Annotated in this window: 17 protein-coding genes and 1 other RNA gene; 6 read left to right on the forward strand and 12 right to left on the reverse strand. The window is 59.5% G+C overall.

All coding sequences use genetic code 11. The features are described 5' to 3' along the window. Positions 1 to 27 precede the first annotated feature (27 nt). The 6 genes from QSJ36_RS10325 to QSJ36_RS10350 form a co-directional block, all read right to left on the reverse strand. Entirely contained in the window at positions 28 to 366 is a 339-nt protein-coding gene (locus tag QSJ36_RS10325; protein ID WP_022396859.1) for a cupin domain-containing protein, read from the reverse strand. A gap of 305 nt (positions 367 to 671) precedes the next feature. Beyond that, on the reverse strand, positions 672 to 2,942 hold the full coding sequence (locus QSJ36_RS10330; RefSeq protein WP_285468630.1) for a VacB/RNase II family 3'-5' exoribonuclease: 2,271 nt from the start codon (positions 2,940 to 2,942) through the stop codon (positions 672 to 674). 129 nt (positions 2,943 to 3,071) lie between these two features. Next, positions 3,072 to 5,579 (reverse strand): U32 family peptidase, encoded by a 2,508-nt coding sequence (locus QSJ36_RS10335; RefSeq protein WP_285468631.1) that lies wholly within the window; start codon positions 5,577 to 5,579, stop codon positions 3,072 to 3,074. 26 nt (positions 5,580 to 5,605) lie between these two features. Further along, positions 5,606 to 6,820 carry a folylpolyglutamate synthase/dihydrofolate synthase family protein gene (locus QSJ36_RS10340; protein ID WP_022396862.1) on the reverse strand — a complete coding sequence of 405 codons (1,215 nt, stop codon included), beginning with the start codon at positions 6,818 to 6,820 and terminating at the stop codon, positions 5,606 to 5,608. Between the two features lie 66 nt (positions 6,821 to 6,886). Continuing rightward, positions 6,887 to 6,981, reverse strand: an RNA gene (gene ffs, locus QSJ36_RS10345) — signal recognition particle sRNA small type. 51 nt (positions 6,982 to 7,032) lie between these two features. Then, positions 7,033 to 8,049, reverse strand: a complete 1,017-nt coding sequence (locus tag QSJ36_RS10350) for a hypothetical protein (RefSeq protein WP_022396863.1) — start codon at positions 8,047 to 8,049, stop codon at positions 7,033 to 7,035. 165 nt (positions 8,050 to 8,214) lie between these two features. Between QSJ36_RS10350 and QSJ36_RS10355 the strand changes: the two genes are divergently transcribed. Further along, entirely contained in the window at positions 8,215 to 9,636 is a 1,422-nt protein-coding gene (locus tag QSJ36_RS10355) for a Gfo/Idh/MocA family oxidoreductase (protein WP_022396864.1), read from the forward strand. A 231-nt stretch (positions 9,637 to 9,867) separates the two neighbouring features. Here the strand turns inward: QSJ36_RS10355 and QSJ36_RS10360 are convergent, their stop codons facing one another. Next, complete coding sequence (locus tag QSJ36_RS10360; protein ID WP_022396866.1) at positions 9,868 to 10,311, reverse strand: hypothetical protein; 444 nt, start codon at positions 10,309 to 10,311, stop codon at positions 9,868 to 9,870. A gap of 99 nt (positions 10,312 to 10,410) precedes the next feature. Next, complete coding sequence (locus tag QSJ36_RS10365) at positions 10,411 to 10,788, reverse strand: hypothetical protein (protein ID WP_022396867.1); 378 nt, start codon at positions 10,786 to 10,788, stop codon at positions 10,411 to 10,413. A 293-nt stretch (positions 10,789 to 11,081) separates the two neighbouring features. Here QSJ36_RS10365 and QSJ36_RS10370 point away from each other — a divergent pair, with 293 nt between their 5' ends. Next, positions 11,082 to 11,258 carry a hypothetical protein gene (locus QSJ36_RS10370; protein WP_180973025.1) on the forward strand — a complete coding sequence of 59 codons (177 nt, stop codon included), beginning with the start codon at positions 11,082 to 11,084 and terminating at the stop codon, positions 11,256 to 11,258. Between the two features lie 36 nt (positions 11,259 to 11,294). Here the strand turns inward: QSJ36_RS10370 and QSJ36_RS10375 are convergent, their stop codons facing one another. From QSJ36_RS10375 to QSJ36_RS10390, 4 genes are all read right to left on the reverse strand, one after another. Beyond that, on the reverse strand, positions 11,295 to 13,976 hold the full coding sequence (locus QSJ36_RS10375; RefSeq protein ID WP_285468632.1) for a DEAD/DEAH box helicase: 2,682 nt from the start codon (positions 13,974 to 13,976) through the stop codon (positions 11,295 to 11,297). Between the two features lie 78 nt (positions 13,977 to 14,054). After that, positions 14,055 to 15,512: a bifunctional UDP-sugar hydrolase/5'-nucleotidase gene (locus tag QSJ36_RS10380; protein WP_102727748.1), complete on the reverse strand. Its 1,458-nt coding sequence runs from the start codon at positions 15,510 to 15,512 to the stop codon at positions 14,055 to 14,057. Between the two features lie 39 nt (positions 15,513 to 15,551). After that, complete coding sequence (locus QSJ36_RS10385; RefSeq protein ID WP_285468633.1) at positions 15,552 to 15,788, reverse strand: septal ring lytic transglycosylase RlpA family protein; 237 nt, start codon at positions 15,786 to 15,788, stop codon at positions 15,552 to 15,554. Further along, complete coding sequence (locus tag QSJ36_RS10390; RefSeq protein ID WP_285468634.1) at positions 15,785 to 16,054, reverse strand: hypothetical protein; 270 nt, start codon at positions 16,052 to 16,054, stop codon at positions 15,785 to 15,787. The genes QSJ36_RS10385 and QSJ36_RS10390 overlap by 4 nt, the downstream gene beginning before the upstream one ends. Before the next feature lie 151 nt (positions 16,055 to 16,205). Here QSJ36_RS10390 and QSJ36_RS10395 point away from each other — a divergent pair, with 151 nt between their 5' ends. The 4 genes from QSJ36_RS10395 (at position 16,206) to rpsH (ending at position 18,577) form a co-directional block, all read left to right on the forward strand. Continuing rightward, positions 16,206 to 17,078, forward strand: a complete 873-nt coding sequence (locus QSJ36_RS10395) for an NAD(+)/NADH kinase (RefSeq protein WP_180971112.1) — start codon at positions 16,206 to 16,208, stop codon at positions 17,076 to 17,078. Between the two features lie 210 nt (positions 17,079 to 17,288). Beyond that, complete coding sequence (gene rplX, locus QSJ36_RS10400) at positions 17,289 to 17,516, forward strand: 50S ribosomal protein L24 (RefSeq protein ID WP_022396872.1); 228 nt, start codon at positions 17,289 to 17,291, stop codon at positions 17,514 to 17,516. 65 nt (positions 17,517 to 17,581) lie between these two features. After that, positions 17,582 to 18,163 carry a 50S ribosomal protein L5 gene (rplE, locus tag QSJ36_RS10405; protein ID WP_022396873.1) on the forward strand — a complete coding sequence of 194 codons (582 nt, stop codon included), beginning with the start codon at positions 17,582 to 17,584 and terminating at the stop codon, positions 18,161 to 18,163. Between the two features lie 12 nt (positions 18,164 to 18,175). Next, entirely contained in the window at positions 18,176 to 18,577 is a 402-nt protein-coding gene (gene rpsH, locus QSJ36_RS10410) for a 30S ribosomal protein S8 (protein WP_022396874.1), read from the forward strand. The last annotated feature ends 17 nt before the right edge of the window (positions 18,578 to 18,594 follow it).

The following is an 18,594-nucleotide window of genomic DNA, read 5'->3' on the forward strand; positions in this document are numbered from 1 at the left end:
CGTGCGCACGTGGAAAAAGCGTTCCGCTCAGTCCAGCGGCAGGATGGAGGTGACCAGCATCTTGAACCGTTCCTGCGCAATGACGGAATGAGGCACTCCGGCGGGAATCAGGAGAGTCTTGCCCTGCGGAAGGTTGACCTCTTCATTGCCCACGGTAAAATACGCCGTCCCGTCCAGAATCTGCACCAGGGCGGGGCCGGGCGTCTGGTGGGTGGGGAGGAGCTGCTCGTCGTCAAAAGCCAGGATGGTCATGTTGACGCCTTTGGAACGCACAAGGGCCAGGCTGGTGATTTGCCCTTCGCGGTATTCAATCAGGTCAGCGTAATTGAAAGGCGCCCGTTCGGGGATATGCTGAATTGCTGTCATGCAGGTTGGACACACTCATTTCCCCTTCCCGTTTCCGCCATGACAGGCTTCCGGGAAAAAGGTCCGCTCCAGACCCGGGAGCGGACCTTGGCATTCAGCATTCATATGGTGCTTACTTACGGGTTCAACGTCCTGAGTTCATAGGCGTGGGGTCGGGTTCACAAGTAAACAGCAACCATTTTATACATGAAAAGTACAATTTGCTTCAAGAAAATTTTGGTGAAAAAATACAGATTTGATTCTGCTGCAAGGAGAACCGGATTTAACGCCCGCATGTGGCCGTTCCCGCCTGCGGGCGTGTGCCGTCAGCGGTTCCGCCGCCTGCGGCCGGGCGTGCGCTTCTCCTTTCTGCCTGGGGAGGCTGTCTTTTCCGGCTGCCGCCGTTCCTCCCGTGAGGCGATGGTAAAATCCGCCCACTGCTGTTCCCGGTCCACTTTCACGGGAATAACGGGAATGCGCAGCCCTGCGCACAGCACGGAGCCGTGGTCGCTCTTCCAGCGGTTGGCGAATGCCTCGTACACCCAGCGGCCGCCGGGAAGCTTGTCCGGCTTGATCAGCCCCTTGATCTGGAGGCGCGGGATTTCCAGCAGCACGCCGAAGTGGCGCGTTTCCGTAATCAGGGCCTCGTGCACTTCCGGATGGTCCGCATAGCACTGGCCTTCCAGCCATTCGAAAAGCTTCATCCGGTTGGCGTCCTTTTCCGCACTGGCGGAAGTGCGCTCCGTCTCTGAAATGTGTTCCGCGTCCTCCTCCAGCCTGCCTACGCTGCCGGCGCCTTTGGCCCCCTTGGGGGGATTGGCCAGCAGGGGATTCAGGGAGCGGTGAACCACCAGGTCCGCGTAACGGCGGATGGGGCTGGTGAAGTGGCAGTAATTGGCGGTGGCCAGGCCGTAATGGCCCAGGGGCTCCGTGTCGTACCTGGCCCGCATCAGGCTTTTCAGGAGCGCCAGCTTGAGCAATTGCTCGTCCGGGGAACCCTTGATGGACTTCATCAGCTCATTAAGGTACTGGCGCTGGCCGATGTCGTGGACGGGGTGCCCGTACAGTTTGCACAACTGGCCGAATTCAAAGAGCTTGGCGGAATCCGGTTCTTCATGGACACGGTAGATGGTGGGGCGGTTCCTGTTTTTCAGCGTCAGGGCCACGGCCTCGTTGGCGGCCAGCATGCACTCCTCAATGAGCTGGTGGCTCTCATCGTACTCTTCCGTGATGATTTCCGTCACGCGTCCGTCCTTGTCCATGACGGCGCGCACTTCCGGGAAGTCCAGGTCCAGGGCTCCCTTGGCGTAGCGGTTGCGGCGCAGGATGGAGGCCAGCTTCCAGGCTTCACGGACCATGGAGGGAACTTCCCCCTTGTCATGCCCTTTCAGCATGGTGAAGGCCTCCTGGTAGGTCAGGCGCGCCTTGCTGCGGATGAAGGCGTCCGCGAAGCGGGCGTGGAGCATCTTCCCCTTTTTATCAAACTTCATTTCGCATACCTTCGTCAGGCGCACGACGTCCGGCCGCAGGCTGCACAAATCATCGGAAAGGCGGGGAGGCAGCATCGGAAGGACGCGGTCCGGCAGGTAGGTGGAGTTGCCGCGGCGCAGGGCTTCCTCATCCAGCGCGCCGCCGGGCTTCACAAAATGGGAGACATCCGCGATGTGGACGGCCAGCGTCCAGCCGGATGGAGTGGCCGTGATGGAGATGGCGTCGTCAAAATCCCTGGCGCTTGCCGGGTCAATGGTGATGACGGTGCGGTCCGTCCAGTCCTCCCGGCGGCCCAGTTCCGCGGAAGAAGGGTTTTTCCGGAAAGATTCCACCTCCTGAAGCACGGAGGCGGGGAATTCCACGGGCAGGTCATACTTTCTGATGACGGCTTCCATGTCCACGTGGGGATCGTCCGGGTAGCCGAGCACCTCCACGATTTTCCCGCGCGGGGCCTTCTTTTCTTCCCCGCGGGACACGGGTTCCACGGAAACCAGTTGGCCGGGAAGCACCTCCATGGCGGGTTTTTCCACCAGTTCAATGTATTCCGGAGAGCCTACGCCGTCCCCGAGCACGCGGCCCAGCTTGTTCTTTCCGGCGCGGAAAACGCCCAGCCAGCGGGAGCGCGCGCGTTCCGTCACTTCCTCCACGCGGGCTTTCATGCCGGTATCCGGAGAAGAAAAGCGGTCCCTGCGGACGTTTCTCCGGCCCTTGGCCGCCTTGCGTTCCACGCGCACGGCCACGCGGTCCCCGTCCAGGGCGGTTCCCAGGTGGTTGGGCTTGAGCTCCAGCTCCGGAATGGCCTCCAGATCCCACCCCAGGTCCGCCGCGGCGGGATCCCCCTTTTTGGGGAGAAAAAGAATCTTGCCGGAGCGCAGAATGCGGATCATGCCGTGCACCAGGTTCCGGCGTTCCCGTTTCAGGGCGTATCTCCCCTTTTGCAGCCGCACGAGCCTGCCTTCCTCCTCCAGCTGGTCCACAATGGCGCGGAAGTCCTGCTTCTGCCGGGAATCCACGTTCAGGGCGCGGGCCAGTTCTGATTTGCTCTGGGGTTCGTAATGTCCGTCTTCCATGTGACGGACCAGGCGGTCTTTAAGGGAATTATTCATCTTGCGGAAGTTCCGGGAAAGGAGTCTTCCATTCCCATTGATGCCATCATAAGGCGGTTTTTGCGCCGCTTCAAGGCGCGGGCGGTGCATTCTTTGTCCGCCTTTCTCCTTGCCAGGCCCGGGCTTGCGTTATCTGGGCCGGAGCGTGCCTTCCGTGGTGCCGAGCTGTTCCGCGACGTCCAGTTCCCGGATGAGCCGGGCCGCAGTGCAGGAGCCGTCCAGCAATTCCCGGTAGCGGGATACCAGAAGGCGTGCTTTTTCCGGAGAATCGTCCAGCAGTTCTACGCGGAAGCGGGAAAGGCCCTGATGGCGGAAGCCCCGGAAAAAGCCGGCTCCCGTCTGCGCGCGGCCGTTGAACAGGGTGTTCCGGCACCCGGCGTCCGCCAGCAGGGGATGGAGCTGCCCCACGCGGTCCCGCAGCTGCACGTGGTACCGTTCACAGGGGCGGCCGCAGTTCTTATAGCTGGAGCCGTCCGACAGGAAGGTGCAGAACACGCAGTGCTCCATGTGGAACATGGGCATGTGCTGGTGCAGAGTCAGTTCAAACCATTCCGGCGGCGCGGCGCGGAGCAGGTCCTCCACCTGTCCGGCGTTCAGGTCATAGGAAATGGTGAGATAATCCAGGTTCCCCCGTTCCTTCAGGATGGCCGCGCTGTACGGATTGGCGACATTCAGGGAAAAATCCCCGATGCGGTGCAGGGGGGAATGGCGGAAGTACTGCGCCGCGCCCAGGTTGCGGATGAGGACGCCGTCCGGCTCCGCCCGTTCCATGAGCTTGAAGTAACCGGTTTCCGACGGCTTCTGGATGCGGGGCGTCGCCAGAAAGACGGGGATGCTTTTCGTGTGCCGCCGGACCGCTTCCACTCCCGCCGCATAGTCCCGGAGGTCTTCAAAGTCCAGATAGACGGCGTCCGCTCCGGCATCCAGAACGGAAAGTATCTGTTCCGGCCTGCGGCACAGCACGGACAGGTGAGGCGGCGCGTCCGGCGTTGCCACACCCGCCGGAAGCGCGGGAAGGACGAAAGGTTCCGGAAGACGGGAGGGAACGGAGATTTCTTTTTCCTGACGGGCCGTTTGAATTTGTTCCACGAGGGCGCGCCTTGTCTGGTTGAGGATGCTGAGCGGGAGCATCAGGCCCTCCGGCAGGCAGCATTCGCAGGAAGCCAGGCGGAACCCCGTTCCTCCCAGCCTGCCGAGCTGCTGTTCCAGAACTTCAGGAGTCAGCGGGCGTTTTTCCGCCGTTTGCAGGGGCTGTGCGGACTGCACGGAACACCCGTATTCCGGGCAGGAAACCGTCAGAGGCTCCCCGGCGGATCCGGTGCATGCCAAATGGAGGGGAAGGACGGCCTCCGGCAGGTGCTCCCGCATTTTTTTCAGCTCGGCGTTCAGGGCCGGATCATCCGTTTTCCAGAGCTTCTGCCCCGGCCTGACCTTGCTCCAGTCAATGCCGGAGGCTTTTCCGTGGAAGAAAAGGCGGTTTCTCTGCACTTTCCAGATGCGGCCGCCCTGTTCTTCATTGCGGTCCTCCCCGGCGTCAATGACGAAGCCGTCGCCGGGAGCGAGCGGAACGTTCCCTTCCGGCCTGATGTCCAGCCAGCCCTGGCCGCTGTCCACAATGGCGCCTGCATAGGCGCCGCGCTTCTTGCCGTGGCGGCCGTGGGTCAGGCGCGGGTGGTCCGTGCCGTCCAGCCAGCCGGTGGAAAAGCCGCGTGAAAATACCATTTGCAGTGCATAACGGTCGCGTGCGGTCACCAATTCATCCACGGGTATTCCGGCGCAGGCGGCGTCCAGGGCCTTTCTGTAGGCCGCCGTTACCGCCGCAACGTATTCCGGGCTTTTCAGCCGCCCCTCTATCTTGTAGCTCTTCACGCCCATGCGGACCAGGTCCGGAATGCGGTCAAGGGCGCACAGATCCTGCGGGCTGAGCAGATAGCGCCTTTCTCCCAGCGGAACGGCCTTGCCGTCCACGACCAGGGTATAGGGCAGGCGGCAGGCCTGCGCGCATTCTCCGCGGTTGGCGCTGCGCTGGCCCAGGCTTTCCGACGTGAGGCACTGGCCGGAGTAAGCCACGCAGAGCGCCCCGTGCACAAACACCTCCAGGGGAATATCCGTATGGCGTATGCATTGCCCGATTTCCTCCAGGCTCAATTCCCGCGCCAGCACGGCCTGCTTCAAGTCCAGGAAACCGGCGGCGAATTCCAGGCCGTCCGGGGAGGAAAGCGTCATCTGGGTGGAGGCGTGCAGCTCCAGCTTCATGGCGGGATCCTGCCTTCCCCACTCTGTCAGGCAGCGGGCAAGCCCGATATCCTGCACGATCACGCCGTCCACGCCGGCGGCATTCAAATGGCCCAGGTAGGTGAGGGCGTCCGCCAGCTCGGAGGTGAAAAGGAGCGTGTTCATCGTCACGTATCCCCTCACGCCGTGCGCGTGGAGGAAGCGCATCAGTTCCGGCAGGGAATCCAGCGTAAAATTATTCGCGCGCAAGCGGGCGTTGAAACGGTCCAGGCCAAAATAAATGGCGTCTGCGCCATTGGCTACGGCGGCGCGGGCGCAGTCCATGTCCCCGGCGGGAGCCAGCAATTCGGGGCGCAGGTCTCCGGGCCGGAGGGAGGAAAGGGTCATGTCGTCGGAAATCACGGGGAAAAACAAAAAGGATGGAGGGGTTACTGGGCGGTGCAGCGTTTTTCCGCATGGCGGAGCAGCGCTTTCAAATCCCCCAGAAGGAACAGGGAGCCTGCCGCCAGGGCCGGAAGCGGGGAGGCCAGGGCCGCATGCAGCCCGTCCGGAAGGGTGGAATGGATAAAGACGGGGCCGGTTTCCAGTCCGGCCAGCAGGACGGCCAATTCTTCCGCCGGCATGATGCGGGGGGAAGTGCAGGGAACCAGGTGCCATTCTCCGGTGATTTCCCGCAAAACGGGGATCATCTCCCGGATGTGCTTGTCTGCGGATGCGGCAAAAACCAGAGCCGCCTTCCGCCCGGGGAATTCCTCCTTCCATGTGGCCGCGAGCACGCGCGCCGCATGTTCGTTATGGGCGCCGTCCAGCACCAGCGGTGGCGTTTCAAGGCGTTCAAACCTTCCGGGCCACTGCACCTTTGCCAGGGCAGCGGCGGCTGCGGAAGGGGAGGGGAGGGCGTGGAGCTGCCTCATGGTTTCCAGCGCCAGGGCGGCATTTTCCCGCTGATGGGCTCCGGGCAGGGATGGCCGGGGCGTTTCCCCGTCCGCCCGGGCGACCGTAAGGGGGGAACGGCGGTTCCGTGCCGTCTGTTCAATGACGGCCATGGCTTCCGGGCTCTGCACGGCGGTCACGGCCGGTTTGCCGGGGGAGATGATGGCCGCCTTTTCCGCGGCGATCTCTTCCAGGGTGTCTCCCAGGTACTGCTGGTGGTCCAGGCCGATGGGGGCCAGCACGGCGATGTCCTTGGGCACGGCGTTGGTGGCGTCCAGCCTGCCGCCCAGGCCCGTTTCCAGAATGATGAAGTTCACGCCGCTTTTGCGGAAGTGGCGCAGGGCGACGGCAAGCGCCAGCTCAAAAAAGGTGGGCGGCTGTTCCCAGCCTTCCGCCAGTTGTTTCAGGAAGAAAATTTCTTCCGCCAGCGCCTCCGGGGGAATCATATTCCCGTTCACGCGGATGCGTTCGGAAAACTCCACCAGATGGGGGGAGGTGAACAGGCCGGTCACATACCCCTGTGCCCTGGCCAGGGCCTCAATCATGGCGCAGGTGGAGCCTTTCCCGTTGGTGCCAGCCACGTGGACCACTGTGGCATCCGTCCGGTCCGCATCGGCTGCCGCCAGCAGCTTCCCGGTATTGTCAAGCCCCAGCTTGATCCCGAAGAATTGGGTGGAAAAAAGCCAGTCAAGGGCGGCGGACACGTTCATGGGCGGTATTCTACCACGGGAAGGCTCCCGTTCAATCCCGGTATGGAAGGGGGCGTCAATAAAATACCGCCGGGAACGGACGCGGCAAACACGAACAAGCTACCGTTGCTACCTCTCGGTCCTGGCGGGGTTTGCCAGTCGTGCCTCCACGGGGTTCCCGGCGGCCCAGACAGTAAACTAGGTTTGCGGTGCAGTGTCAACCTTCAAAGGCATCATCTCCTTCTGGTAAAGGAGAGCAAAATGGAGATTAGCAGAACCACGCCGATGACGGCGGCGGCCGTGAAGAAAATCTCTTCCTCCTGCCTGAGCTGGCTGCGCTCCCCTTCAATTTTCCCGTCCCTGATGCGCTGCAGCCCGTGCAGGACCTTGGCCTGCTCCTCCACGTCCGCCTCCGTCCGCATGACAAGCGTTTCCTCATGGCTGACGGCCTGGTCGTAAGGGGCGATCATGGTGCGGAACTCGGGGTCTTCCGAAAGGATTTCCGTCTCATCATACTCTTCCGCCAGGGGGGAGTTCATGGCATCCCGGAGACTGGCGATCTGTCTGTCCACCTTGTTCTGGAACAGGGCCAGCTCCCTTTTGGCCTTCTCGTAGGCCGCCGTCTGGTCACTCAGCATGGCTTCCCCCTTGCGGGTGATGCGGTCCAGCTCCTGCGGCAGGCTGGCCTGGAGCTTGAGCAGGTCCGCCCGACTCTCCGTCACCTTGAAATCCTTGCTCTTCGTATTGGACGCCTCCGCGCGCTGGATGCGGTTGATGTCCAGCCGGGTTTCCACCTGGCGTATTTGTTCCTGGAGCCGGTTCCGGGCGTTGTCCAACTGCTGCCTGGTGGTGTCCCGCTTGCCTTTGAGCTCCTCCACGTCCGCGACGCGGCGGTCATATTGTTCCAGGAGATTGGCTATCCGGGCTTCCGCGCTCCGGGCATTGGGCCTTCCCTTCACGGCGGGCACGGACTTTTTCCCGGCGTTTGCCTGGTCGATCTTCTCCATCTGGGCATCCCAATACTTGCGGATGGCCTCTTCCTTCCTCTGGATGGCCGCCTGGAGGCGTGCCGCCTGCTGTTCGTGAAGTTCCGCCGCCTCGTCAAAACGGGCCTGGGCCGCATCCAGCTCCGGATAAGGCTCCTGCTCCATGGCTTTGATGGCTTCATGCCTGGGCACGAGGCCGGTTTGGTAATAATCCCAGCCGTAATAGCCGCCGGCGAGCAACAGGATAAGAAGAAGGTAACGCATAAATTGAAGGTGGTTAGAGGCAGAAGTTTATCTCATAGTGGAAGTTCCGCCGGATTTTGCAAACCTTAAAATCAGCCATCCGGAGCTTTTTTCCTCCGGGACGGGAATGATGATAAATCCGCGGCACGGGAGGCGTAATCTTCCTTGAAGCCATACTTTCAAATCATGTCTATTTTTTCATCACGCAGACAATTTCTCAAATCCCTGGGGCTCGCGGCCGGAGCGGCTGCCGCCGGAAACGTTCTCCCCGGGCAGGCCCTGGAAATCCCTGCCGGGGACAGCCTCTGGAAATCCGGCGCCCAGGCGTCTCCGCGGCCTTCCGGCTCCATGTACATGGGGGGCTTCAAGGCTCCCGGGCTGGCCCGCATCAGGCTTGCCTTCATCGGCGTGGGCGGCCGCGGCTTTTCCCATCTGGCTCAAATGTGCGTGATGGACGGGGTGGAAATCGTGGGCGTATGTGATTTGAAGGAAGACCTGGCCAAGCGCGGCGTGGACCGCGTGCTTTCCAAGATGGGGAAAAGCCCGCTGAGTTATTCCGGCGGGGACACGGAATACCTGACCATGCTGAAGGAGCTGAAACCGGACGCTGTCATCATCAGCACGGACTGGAGTACCCATGCCGGAATCGCCTGCGACAGCATGAAGCACGGCGCGCACGCCTTTGTGGAAGTTCCGCTGGCCGTCTCCCTGGAAGAACTCTGGAATCTGGTGGACACCAGCGAGGCCACCCGGAAGCACTGCATGATGATGGAAAACGTCAACTACGGCCGGGACGAGCTTATGTTCCTGAACATGGTCCGGCAGGGGGTCATCGGCGATCTGCTCCACGGGGAGGCCGCATATATCCACTGCCTGGTGACGCAGTTGGGGGACACGCGCGGGGAAGGGGCCTGGCGGCCTGAATACCATACCCGGATCAACGGCAACCTGTACCCCACCCATGGACTGGGCCCCGTGGCGCAGTACATGAACCTGGCGCGCGGAGAAGACCATTTCAGCCGGGTGGCTGCGTTCGCCTCCCCTGCGCTCGGGCGCAATGCCTACGCCAAAAAACACCTTCCCGCGGACCACCGCTGGAACAATACCCCCTTCATCTGCGGGGACATGAACACGGCCATCGTCAAGACGCAACTGGGGCGCACTATTGTCGTCCAACTGGATGAAACGTCCCCCCGGCCCTATTCCCGCGCCAACCTGATCCAGGGAACCGAAGGCACCCTGGCCGGCTTCCCGACCCGCGTGGCGGGTGAAAAGCTGGGCAACGGCAACTATCACGAATGGATTGAAGGCCGGGAGAAGCTGGCCGCCATTTACGAGAAATACGACCATCCGCTCTGGAAACGCATCGGGAATCTGGCTACGAAAATGGGCGGCCACGGCGGCATGGACTTCGTGATGCTTTCCCGCATCGTGGAATGCCTCCGGAACGGAGAGCCGATGGACCAGAATATTTACGAAGGAGCCGCCTGGTCTTCCCTGCTGCCGTTGACGGCTCATTCCATCGCGCAGGGCGGCATGCCCGTGGAGTTCCCGGACTTTACCCGCGGAGACTGGAAAACCACCGCGCCGCTGGCCGTGGTTTCCTGAGAAGGAAAATAGCAGAAGACGCTGGAAAAGCAGATGTACAGGGTTTGACTCGCAGGCATCATGGAAATGATGCCTGCGAGTCGCATTCCTGAAAAAACAAAACTACGGCTTATCAGAAAATACAGGCTCTATATTTAACAAGCCAGCGCGCGGAGTCATTCCAGTAAAAAATCCCTCACGATGGAAATAGAAAGGGATTAAAATGAAAACCGGGGCCAGACGGCATTTATCTTATTTTCCGGTTTTTTCCGTCGTCCCCCGTTCCAGTTTTTCCATGAGTTCCTTTTCACTCATGGGGTGGTGATTATTCTTCAATTCCTTTATTTTCTCGCGCGTCTGCCTGTCTTTTGATTTGCCTAATTTCTTATACGCATCAGTCATGTCGAAATAGACCAGCTTAAGATTGTTTACCTTGTTTTCGTCCTCATCATTCGTCAAGCTGACGGTAAGGATGTAGCGGCCTCCAATCATGGTGAATCCTTCACCCAGAACACGGTAACCGTCGTAATGTTTTCTGAGGTATTCATCTCGCGCCGATTCCAGCATGCTGTAATCCTTGACCCCTTTAAGATCAAGCACGGCGGGATTTTTATAGGAACCGGCAGGAAACTGGACGGCCCCGGCGGCCTGTTTTTGTGCTTCGTCCGCTCCAAATGATGGATTGATGGCCAGCATGGCGCTGCATCCTATGGTCAAAATGGTTATTTTTAATAATATTTTCATCTTCATTTCCCTATGTTATTGTTAATGTGTATGGTTATTGTGTTACCGCCATTATTTGCTGCATCCGTTGTCTCTGCATAATTCCATTCTTCTGGAAAGGGCTTTTTGGTGTAAAAGAAGAATCGCCTTTTCTTTTGCTCTCTCATTCCAGGGCAGGTCTTCCGAGACATCCACGACAACAGTGGCACCCTGATCCAGATTCACGATCTCTGAAACAGTGGAGCCGTCCTTGTGAGTGTAAGTTGCCATGGCAGTCGCATGAACCTTGAATTTCATTGATTTTCCCTTAACCGGTTCAACCAGCTCTGCTGTCGGCTCTGAAATATTTATGAGCTCATAGCCGCATTTTGCTTGTTTGGCATGTGCCGCTCCAACGAGGATGCCCAAAACAAGCGAAAAACAGCACAATATTTTTGGAATCATCATCATATTATCACCTATGAAATTGAAATGATAAATTGTCAATGAAAATTGATAATCCCGGTAGATGTTTTGCCGTTATTCCATCGTAAAGGAATTGGGTGGTAAAAATATTTTTCTAATTCATAATAAATAAATTATAAGCTTTACTGCTAGATAAGGCATTCCTGGAAGCTCGCGAATCAGTTTCCCCGGTGCAACTTTGCATGGCTAATATGGGTGAGACACAATGGACGCGGAATGCACGGTGAAAGATTTCGTCATGGGATTGTTCCAAGGCTGCCGCAAACAGGTGGAATGCCGTGATGGTGTACGCCCCTGTTTTTATGATTTCCGGCAAATTCTCCGGCATGGGCGGCCGGATGCCAAAAACAGGGCTCATCAAGAAAACCGGATTTTCTGACTTTCCCTCGTCAGAGAGGAAAAAATGCGTGTTAATGCATTTTTCTGTTCCCTTTCTCATCTCCCCGTTGAATTGATTTTCATCAACCGCTCCTTCAGGAGATGAAATTGGTTCAGCTCTTGCAAAGAACGTCCTTAAGTTCTTCTGCGCTCATGTTCATGAGCCACTGTTCCGGGCCGCCGGAGAACAGGTCGTCCGCCATGCGGCGCTTTTCCGTCAGCATGGCGTCAATGCGGTCCTCAATGGTGCCGCGGCAGATCAGGCGGTGCACCAGCACGTTCCGGTGCTGGCCGATGCGGTAGGCCCGGTCCGTCGCCTGGTTTTCCACGGCGGGGTTCCACCAGCGGTCCACATGGATGACGTGGGAGGCCTGGGTCAGAGTCAGTCCGGTCCCGGCGGCCTTCAGGGACAGGATGCAGAAGGGAGGCCCGGATTCCTTCTGGAAGGCGGTGACGATGCCCTGGCGTTCCGGAATGGGCGTGCCTCCGTGCAGGGTAAGCCCGGAACGGCCGAAGACCCCGGAAAGCAAGTCGTGCAGATGGGGAATGATGGAACGGAACTGCGTGAAGAGGATGGCTTTTTCCTGCCGGGCGGCGATGGAGGCGCACAATTCCTGAAGACGCAGGAACTTTCCGGAGCGTTCCGGGGCGTAGTCGTCCGTGCCCTGGAACTGCGCCGGATGGTTGCAGATTTGCTTGAGGCGCGCCAGGACGGGCAGGATCAGCATGAGGCGGGCGGCCGGGTCCGGTTCGTCCAGCATGGCGTGCAGCGTATCTATCTGCGTCTGGTACAGGGCGGCCTGTTCCGGCGTGAGGGGGCAGTAGGCGGGTATTTCCGTCTTGTCCGGCAGGTCGGGGACCAGGGCCGGATCCGTCTTCATCCTGCGCAGGATGAAAGGGCGCACCAGGCGGCGCAGCGGGGCATAGCCTCGTTCCAGGGAGCGGGTGAAGGCTTCAAAGCTTTTTCTGCCGCCAAGCAGGCCCGGATTCAGGAATTCCATCAGGCTCCATAATTCATTCAGGTTGTTTTCCACCGGCGTGCCGGACAGGGCGGCGCGCCTCTCCCCGTGCAGGGAGCGGATGGCGCGGGAACGTGCGGAACCTGCGTTTTTAATGGCCTGGGCTTCATCCAGAATGATGGCCGGGAAATGCAGCCCGGCCAGCGCAGGCGTGCGCGCGGCCATGCCGTAGGTAGTAATGACGGCGTGGCAGCCTTCCCGGCGCGGGATTTCCTCCGGCTGCCATGAATCCGGGGCGGAGGGGTGCATGATGCGCAGGGCGAGCTCCGGCGCGAAGCGTTCCGCTTCCTCCTTCCAGTTGGACAGGAGGGACGCCGGGGCCACGATCAGGGCCGGGAGGCCTTCCAGCCGGCCTTCCCTCCGCAGCGCATCCAGCCATGCGATGGCCTGAAGGGTTTTCCCCAGCCCCATGTCGTCCGCCAGGCAGGCGCCGAAGCCCCGTTCCGTAACCCGGTACAGGAAGGAAAAGCCCTCTTTCTGGTAAGGGCGCATCAGTGCGTTCAACCGGGGCGCAAGCTCCGGCACGGAGACGGGAACCTCACCCGCCAGGATATCCAGGGCCTGCCGGAGATCTCGGCCCGGTTCCATCACGCAGTCTTCATCCGGTTCCGGGAGCTGCGCAAGCTGGTCGGAAGGGCCGTTGACCAGCAGCCTCAGCCCCTGAACCAGGGGAATGCCCAGGGAACTCATCATGCGCGCCGCCTTGGTCCACCGGTCCATCAGGTCCCGGACTTTTTGAGCGTCCACGCGCACCCATTCCCCCTTGAAGCGTATCAGGCCGTCTCCGTTGCTGAGCAGTTCCTCCAGTTCCTCCGGGGCCAGGTCCCTGCCTCCCAGCGTGGCGGCTACGGAAAACCGCAGCAGGCTGTGGACGGAAAGCCCGGAGGAATGAGCCGTTTTTTCACTGCCGGGAGCGTCCGCCGTGACTTTTACCTGTAATTTGGGAGGGGATTTTCTCCACAGGTTCACCATGCGCACGATGATGCCTGCATGTTCATAGGCTGGCGTGTCCTGTAAAAAGTCCCGGGCTTCCGCAGCGCTCCAGGCCAGCGGGGCGTAAATCTTTCCATTGTCCAGCAGGCGCTGCAGCAGGGAGCTTTCCCGTGCCGCTTCCTTCAAGGGCTGGAGCACGGCCAGCAGGGCAGTGTAGTTCCCTTCATGGAGTTTCAGGGCGGTGGAAAGGGGAAGGTGGCGCACCTGGTTGTCCGCCGCGCTTTGATGCGCAAAGGTAGCCATGAAGGCAAAGGGCCGGGAGCCCGTGGCGTCATCCCGGTTTTCCGCAAGGTGGAAGAATACCTTCCCAATCTGGTTCCAGGGGGCGCCCAGCCCGTTCAGCCACGCGGCGGGAGTGATGCCGCGGGCGCCGACTTCCTTTTTCACCAGCCTCCGGAAATCCTCAAGCCATCCGGCGATGACGCCCGGAGTGACGTATTCCGCCCCCGGCACGGGAGGGAACTGTTCCGCCAGGGCCGCTCTTTCCGCCGTGGAGGCCAGCAGGTGGTCCAGGACGGTGTCCACCTCATCCGGCCTTTCCGCGGCGGCGTGCGCCATGCGGGTGAGCGCCTGGCGCGCCATGTTCTTGATAAAAAAGGCGCCCGGGTCAGGCGCGGTTTCCCAGTTGGAGACCGCGAGGGCATATAATCCGTTTCCGGCCCCCTCTTCAAACAGGCGGTCGAAGGGGGGCGTGTCCGTCACCGGCGCTCCGGATGGAAGGATGCGGAAACCGCTGAAGTTCCGTTCCTCTTCCGGCGCTGCGTGATGGGATTCCGGCTGCATGGCTGGAAGGAATGTAGCATGGCCGCCCAGCTTGTTCAATCCATCCCGCCGCCCTGCGGCATGCGGTTCCCGTGCCGCTTACAGGGCGAACGTCGTATCTTTGATGATGGGCAGTTTGGGCGGCGGCGGATTGAAAAGCTCCTTGATTTGTTTCAGATATTCGATCAGGGCTGAACGGACGCTTATTCCCGTCGGTTTGCCGTTTCCCTTTTGAGGGAATTTGAAATTGTTGCACAGGTAGTCGCCCATCGCGACAGTGTAAATGACGCCGTTTTTCAAGGTGCTGGTGATGCTTGGCGTAACGCCGTCCATAATCTGGTAGGAGAAACCGGAGCAGTAAACTTCCAGAATGCCTCCTTCGTCATCGGACGGGGACATGAATTTGGACAGAATCAGTTGTTCAATGTCCGCCTTGCTCATGGAGCAGGTGACGACCTTTTCCCGGAAGGGCTCCATTTCATAAATATCCTTGATCTTGATGGGGCCCTTGCAGAGATGGCTTCTGGCCCGTACGCCGCCGCGGTTGTAAATGGCAATGTCCGAATGGGAGGCCTGCTGGATGGCTTTGCAGAAAAAGGTGCCTACGGTGACGTGCGTGATATCCTCCCCGGCGACGCCCACCTGCTGGTTGAAGAACGGGTTTCCGGTGAACTGCTGGACAATCTTCTCTACTTCCGGGTCGCTGGGAATCCTTTCGTCCAGGGAAACGGCCTTCGTGGACTTGGAAAGGATGGAGGCGGGTTTTTCCGTGGAGAAGGTGATTTCCGTAACGCCTGCATGGCTCAGTCTGTGGCCTGTGTGGCTGAGCAGCGTTCCGGTTCTGAGATGGCCGTGCGGAAGCATCACATGAGTATGGCCACCCAGAATGACGTCGATATTCGGAGAATACTTCATCATTTTCAGATCGTGGTCGTATCCCAGGTGGCTGAGGATGACATTGATGGTGTTATGGTGCAGGCGGAACCTGTCCGTGATGCCCTTGTAATCCTCTTCATCCGGCAGTTTCCATGAAATGCCGCTCATCCTGCGGACGTCCGTGGTCTGCAGGTCCACCAGGCCGATGAACCCTATGGAAATCGGCGTGCCCTTGATGGGGATGCTGGCATACGGGGAAAAACAATTTTCCAGCGTGGGGGAGGGATTGACGTTGGTAACGACAAACTTGGTGCCGGGCATCCCCTTAATGTGGTCCCGCAGGGCTTCCTGCCCGTAATCCAGGTCATGGTTCCCGATGGTCACGATGTCGTACTTAAGCTTGTTCATCAGGACAGTCAGGGGTTCGCCCCGTTTTTCCCAGTCGTCCACATAGGGGTTGCCCATGAAATAATCTCCGGAATCCACCAGCAGCACGTGCGGGTACTTGGCGCGGTACTGTTTTACCAGCGTGGCCAGTTTGGGGAATTTTTCCAGATTGCCGTGCATATCGCTGGTGGAAATGATGATCAGCGTTTTGTGGGGATCCGATTTGAGCTTCTGAGCCAGGGTGAACGGGCACAGGCATGCCAGGCCGGCAAGGAGAATGCGGGGCGGAATCATGGATGGAGAAAGTAGAGATACGGGAAATGATAAAAGGGATTAACGGGCGAAAACCTCGTACGGGCCGTCACCCACTGAAATGACTTCCAGACGGACCTTGGATACGCCGCGGCTGTGCAGGCCGATGCGGCTTGCGGCGGACGCGGTCAGGTCTATCAGGCGGTTGCTGTGAAAGGGGCCTCGGTTGTTGATCCTGACGACGGCTGATTTGCCCGTTGCCAGGCAGGTGACTTTCACCTTGCACGGCATCGGCAGGGTTTTGTGGGCCGCCGTCATGGACGCTGGGGATTGATGTACTCTCCGGAGGATGTCTTCATGCTGCGTCCTTTCCCGCCATACCAGGAGGCATAGCCGGTTTCACTGTATTGCAGGGCGTCTGCGACGCTCATGGGAGTATATCTTTTCCCCCTCACCCGGTAGGGCGCATTTTTTACATGCGCCTCTGTCGCCTGTACGGCCGGGGCCGTTTTCTGGCCGCACTTCTCCGTAGTGGAGCAGCCCGGCATCAGAAAAAGCAGCAGGACGGGGAGGGACCAATTCACGCTTTTTATCTTTAACACATGTTTATAATCTTGTATAACAAAAAAGAAACAGGAATTGAAATTTAATGGATAGGGATGCCCGGAAGGAATCTTTCCCCCTGCCGTGGTTTACCAGTTGAGCGGCGCGGGAAAATGCAGTATGCTTGCCCGCATGAATCCTTCCAAGGTAATCGGCCTGGTCGCGTTGGCGGAAAAACCGGGACTGGGGGAAGCGCTGCGCATCATGCGCCGCGAGCTTTCCCGCCACGGGCTGGGGTCCTGCGTCATTGAGACGCCGGATGCCCTGGAACAGGCCATCGTCCGGTGCAGCATGCTGGTAACCTTCGGCGGGGACGGCACCATGCTGACCGTCTCCTCTCTGGCGGCTGCGCACCACGTGCCCCTGGCGGGCGTGAACCTGGGGCGCCTGGGATTCATGACCACCTGTTCCGTACAGGAGCTGCCGCTGCTGGCGTACGCGCTCCAGGAGGGTTCTTTCCTGACGGACGAGCGCTCCATGCTGGAGGTGGTCCGGATGGGCGTGGACGGTATCGCAGTCCCTCCCCGCAAGCTGGCGCTGAATGAAGTCTCCCTCATCCGCGCCCAGTCCGGCAAGATGGTGGACCTGGATGCCGAGATAGACGGAGAACTGCTGAACCGCTACCATGCGGACGGCGTTCTGGTCTCCACCCCCACCGGCTCCACGGCGTACTCCCTTTCCGCCGGAGGGCCGCTGGTATGGCCCATGTCCCGCGTAGTGTGCGTCACCCCCATCTGCCCGCACAGCCTGACCAACCGTTCCGTGGTGCTTCCGGACACCATGACCATACGCCTGCGGCCCCGCGAGCGCCGCGGCCGCTTTGATTCCATGGTTTATTCCCTGGACGGCCGTTCCGCCTATCCCATTGAAGTGGGAGAAAGCCTCGTGATCCGGAAAGCTCCGGAAACCCTCTCCCTGGTTCATCTCCGCAAACAGAACTTCGGCGCTCTCTTGAGGGCCAAGCTGCGCTGGCAGGGAGCGGAGATTCCTACGGATGATGAATAAAACCGTTCCGGCGGTTCGGAAACCGGGCCCGGCGTCTTTTGCAGGCCGGGGCGCTTCTCCATTGATCGTTCCGCATTGGCGCAGGGGCGGTAAAACGATTTTTTTAGGATGCGGGCTTGACGAAAAGGCCTATCCTATAATACTCTTCCTGCCCTACCACCAAGGGGGTGGTAGATCTTAATCGCATAAACGCGTAAGAAATAGTCATATATGAAGACCCACGTGAAAAAAGGTGATGAAGTAGAAATCATCGCCGGACGTAACCACAAGGGCAAGCGCGGCACCGTTCTCGCCGTGAATGCTTCCAAAGGTACTGTCATCGTAGAAGGCGTCCGCACCCTGAAAAAGGCTGTGCGCCCGACGGAACAGAACCCGGAAGGCGGCATTCAGGAGATTAACGGCCCGATTCACATCTCCAACGTGAAAAAAGTAGGCTAGGCCTCCGGCCTGACCCTGCGCTTAAGCCACATAAATCATTAATAAAGAGCTGACCCGCTAAAACAATGAGTACACCAACACTGCAAACATACTACCGTGAAAAGGTCGTTCCCGGCCTTCAAGCGAAGCATGCATACAAGAACGTGCATCAGATTCCCCGCCTGGAGAAGATCGTTGTCACCTCCTGCATGGGCAAGCACCCGGACCGCAAACAGGCCGTGGAAGATGCCGTCAATGAAATCGCTAAAATTACCGGACAAAAGCCGTCCGTCACCTTCGCCCGCAAGAGCGTGGCCAACTTCAAGGTGCGTGAAGGCGAACCTCTGGGAGCCCGCGTAACGCTGCGCGGCGCCCGCATGTGGGAATTCCTGGACCGCTTCATCAACGTGACGGCTCCGAACATCCGCGACTTCCGCGGCCTTCCCTACAAGTCCTTTGACGGCAACGGGAACTATGCCATCGGTATCTCCGACCAGTCCATCTTCCCCGAAATCGAACTTGACCAGATCAAGCGTCAGATCGGCTTCGACATCATTTTCGTGACTTCCGCTCCTACGGACGATGAAGGCCGCGACCTGCTTCGCGGTCTGGGCGTTCCCATGCGTGAACCGAAGAAGGCCGAAGAAACTCAAACCGCTAACGCCTAACTATTTCTTACCATGGCCGTATTAAGTGACCCCATTTCCGACTTCCTCACCCGCCTGAAAAACGCCAGCCTGGCCGGCAATGAGGAATTTACCGCTCCCTGCTCCAACATCAAGGTGGAAATCGCCCGGATTCTGCAGGAAGAAGGCTACATCTGGAACTATGAAGTGACCGGTGAAGGAACCAAGAAGCAAATCAAGGTGAAGACCAAATTTACCCCCCAGGGCAAGCCGGTCGTCACCGACGTGAAGCGCAGCTCCAAGCCGGGGCGCCGCCAGTACGTTTCTTCCGAGGACATTCCCCGCGTTCTCAGTGGGCTTGGCATTGCCATCGTCTCCACCTCCCGTGGTGTGATGACCGGTGCGCAGGCGCGCAAGCAGAGCATCGGCGGCGAACTTCTCGCCCTTGTATGGTAACCATTAACATTTCCTAA

The sequence above is a fragment of the Akkermansia sp. NBRC 115031 genome (genome assembly GCF_030268505.1).
Lineage (GTDB): Bacteria > Verrucomicrobiota > Verrucomicrobiia > Verrucomicrobiales > Akkermansiaceae > Akkermansia > Akkermansia massiliensis.

Excerpts from the sequence above, each read along its gene's own strand:
- rpsH (WP_022396874.1), top strand. The coding sequence starts at position 18,176 with ATGGCCGTATTAAGTGACCCCATTTCCGACTTCCTCACCCGCCTGAAA.
- QSJ36_RS10355 (WP_022396864.1), top strand. The coding sequence starts at position 8,215 with ATGTCTATTTTTTCATCACGCAGACAATTTCTCAAATCCCTGGGGCTC.
- QSJ36_RS10385 (WP_285468633.1), bottom strand. The coding sequence starts at position 15,788 with ATGACGGCGGCCCACAAAACCCTGCCGATGCCGTGCAAGGTGAAAGTC.
- rplX (WP_022396872.1), top strand. The coding sequence starts at position 17,289 with ATGAAGACCCACGTGAAAAAAGGTGATGAAGTAGAAATCATCGCCGGA.
- QSJ36_RS10330 (WP_285468630.1), bottom strand. The coding sequence starts at position 2,942 with ATGAATAATTCCCTTAAAGACCGCCTGGTCCGTCACATGGAAGACGGA.
- QSJ36_RS10375 (WP_285468632.1), bottom strand. The coding sequence starts at position 13,976 with ATGCAGCCGGAATCCCATCACGCAGCGCCGGAAGAGGAACGGAACTTC.
- rplE (WP_022396873.1), top strand. The coding sequence starts at position 17,582 with ATGAGTACACCAACACTGCAAACATACTACCGTGAAAAGGTCGTTCCC.
- QSJ36_RS10360 (WP_022396866.1), bottom strand. The coding sequence starts at position 10,311 with ATGCTGGCCATCAATCCATCATTTGGAGCGGACGAAGCACAAAAACAG.
- QSJ36_RS10395 (WP_180971112.1), top strand. The coding sequence starts at position 16,206 with ATGAATCCTTCCAAGGTAATCGGCCTGGTCGCGTTGGCGGAAAAACCG.
- QSJ36_RS10350 (WP_022396863.1), bottom strand. The coding sequence starts at position 8,049 with ATGCGTTACCTTCTTCTTATCCTGTTGCTCGCCGGCGGCTATTACGGC.
- QSJ36_RS10340 (WP_022396862.1), bottom strand. The coding sequence starts at position 6,820 with ATGAACGTGTCCGCCGCCCTTGACTGGCTTTTTTCCACCCAATTCTTC.
- QSJ36_RS10365 (WP_022396867.1), bottom strand. The coding sequence starts at position 10,788 with ATGATGATGATTCCAAAAATATTGTGCTGTTTTTCGCTTGTTTTGGGC.
- QSJ36_RS10380 (WP_102727748.1), bottom strand. The coding sequence starts at position 15,512 with ATGATTCCGCCCCGCATTCTCCTTGCCGGCCTGGCATGCCTGTGCCCG.
- QSJ36_RS10325 (WP_022396859.1), bottom strand. The coding sequence starts at position 366 with ATGACAGCAATTCAGCATATCCCCGAACGGGCGCCTTTCAATTACGCT.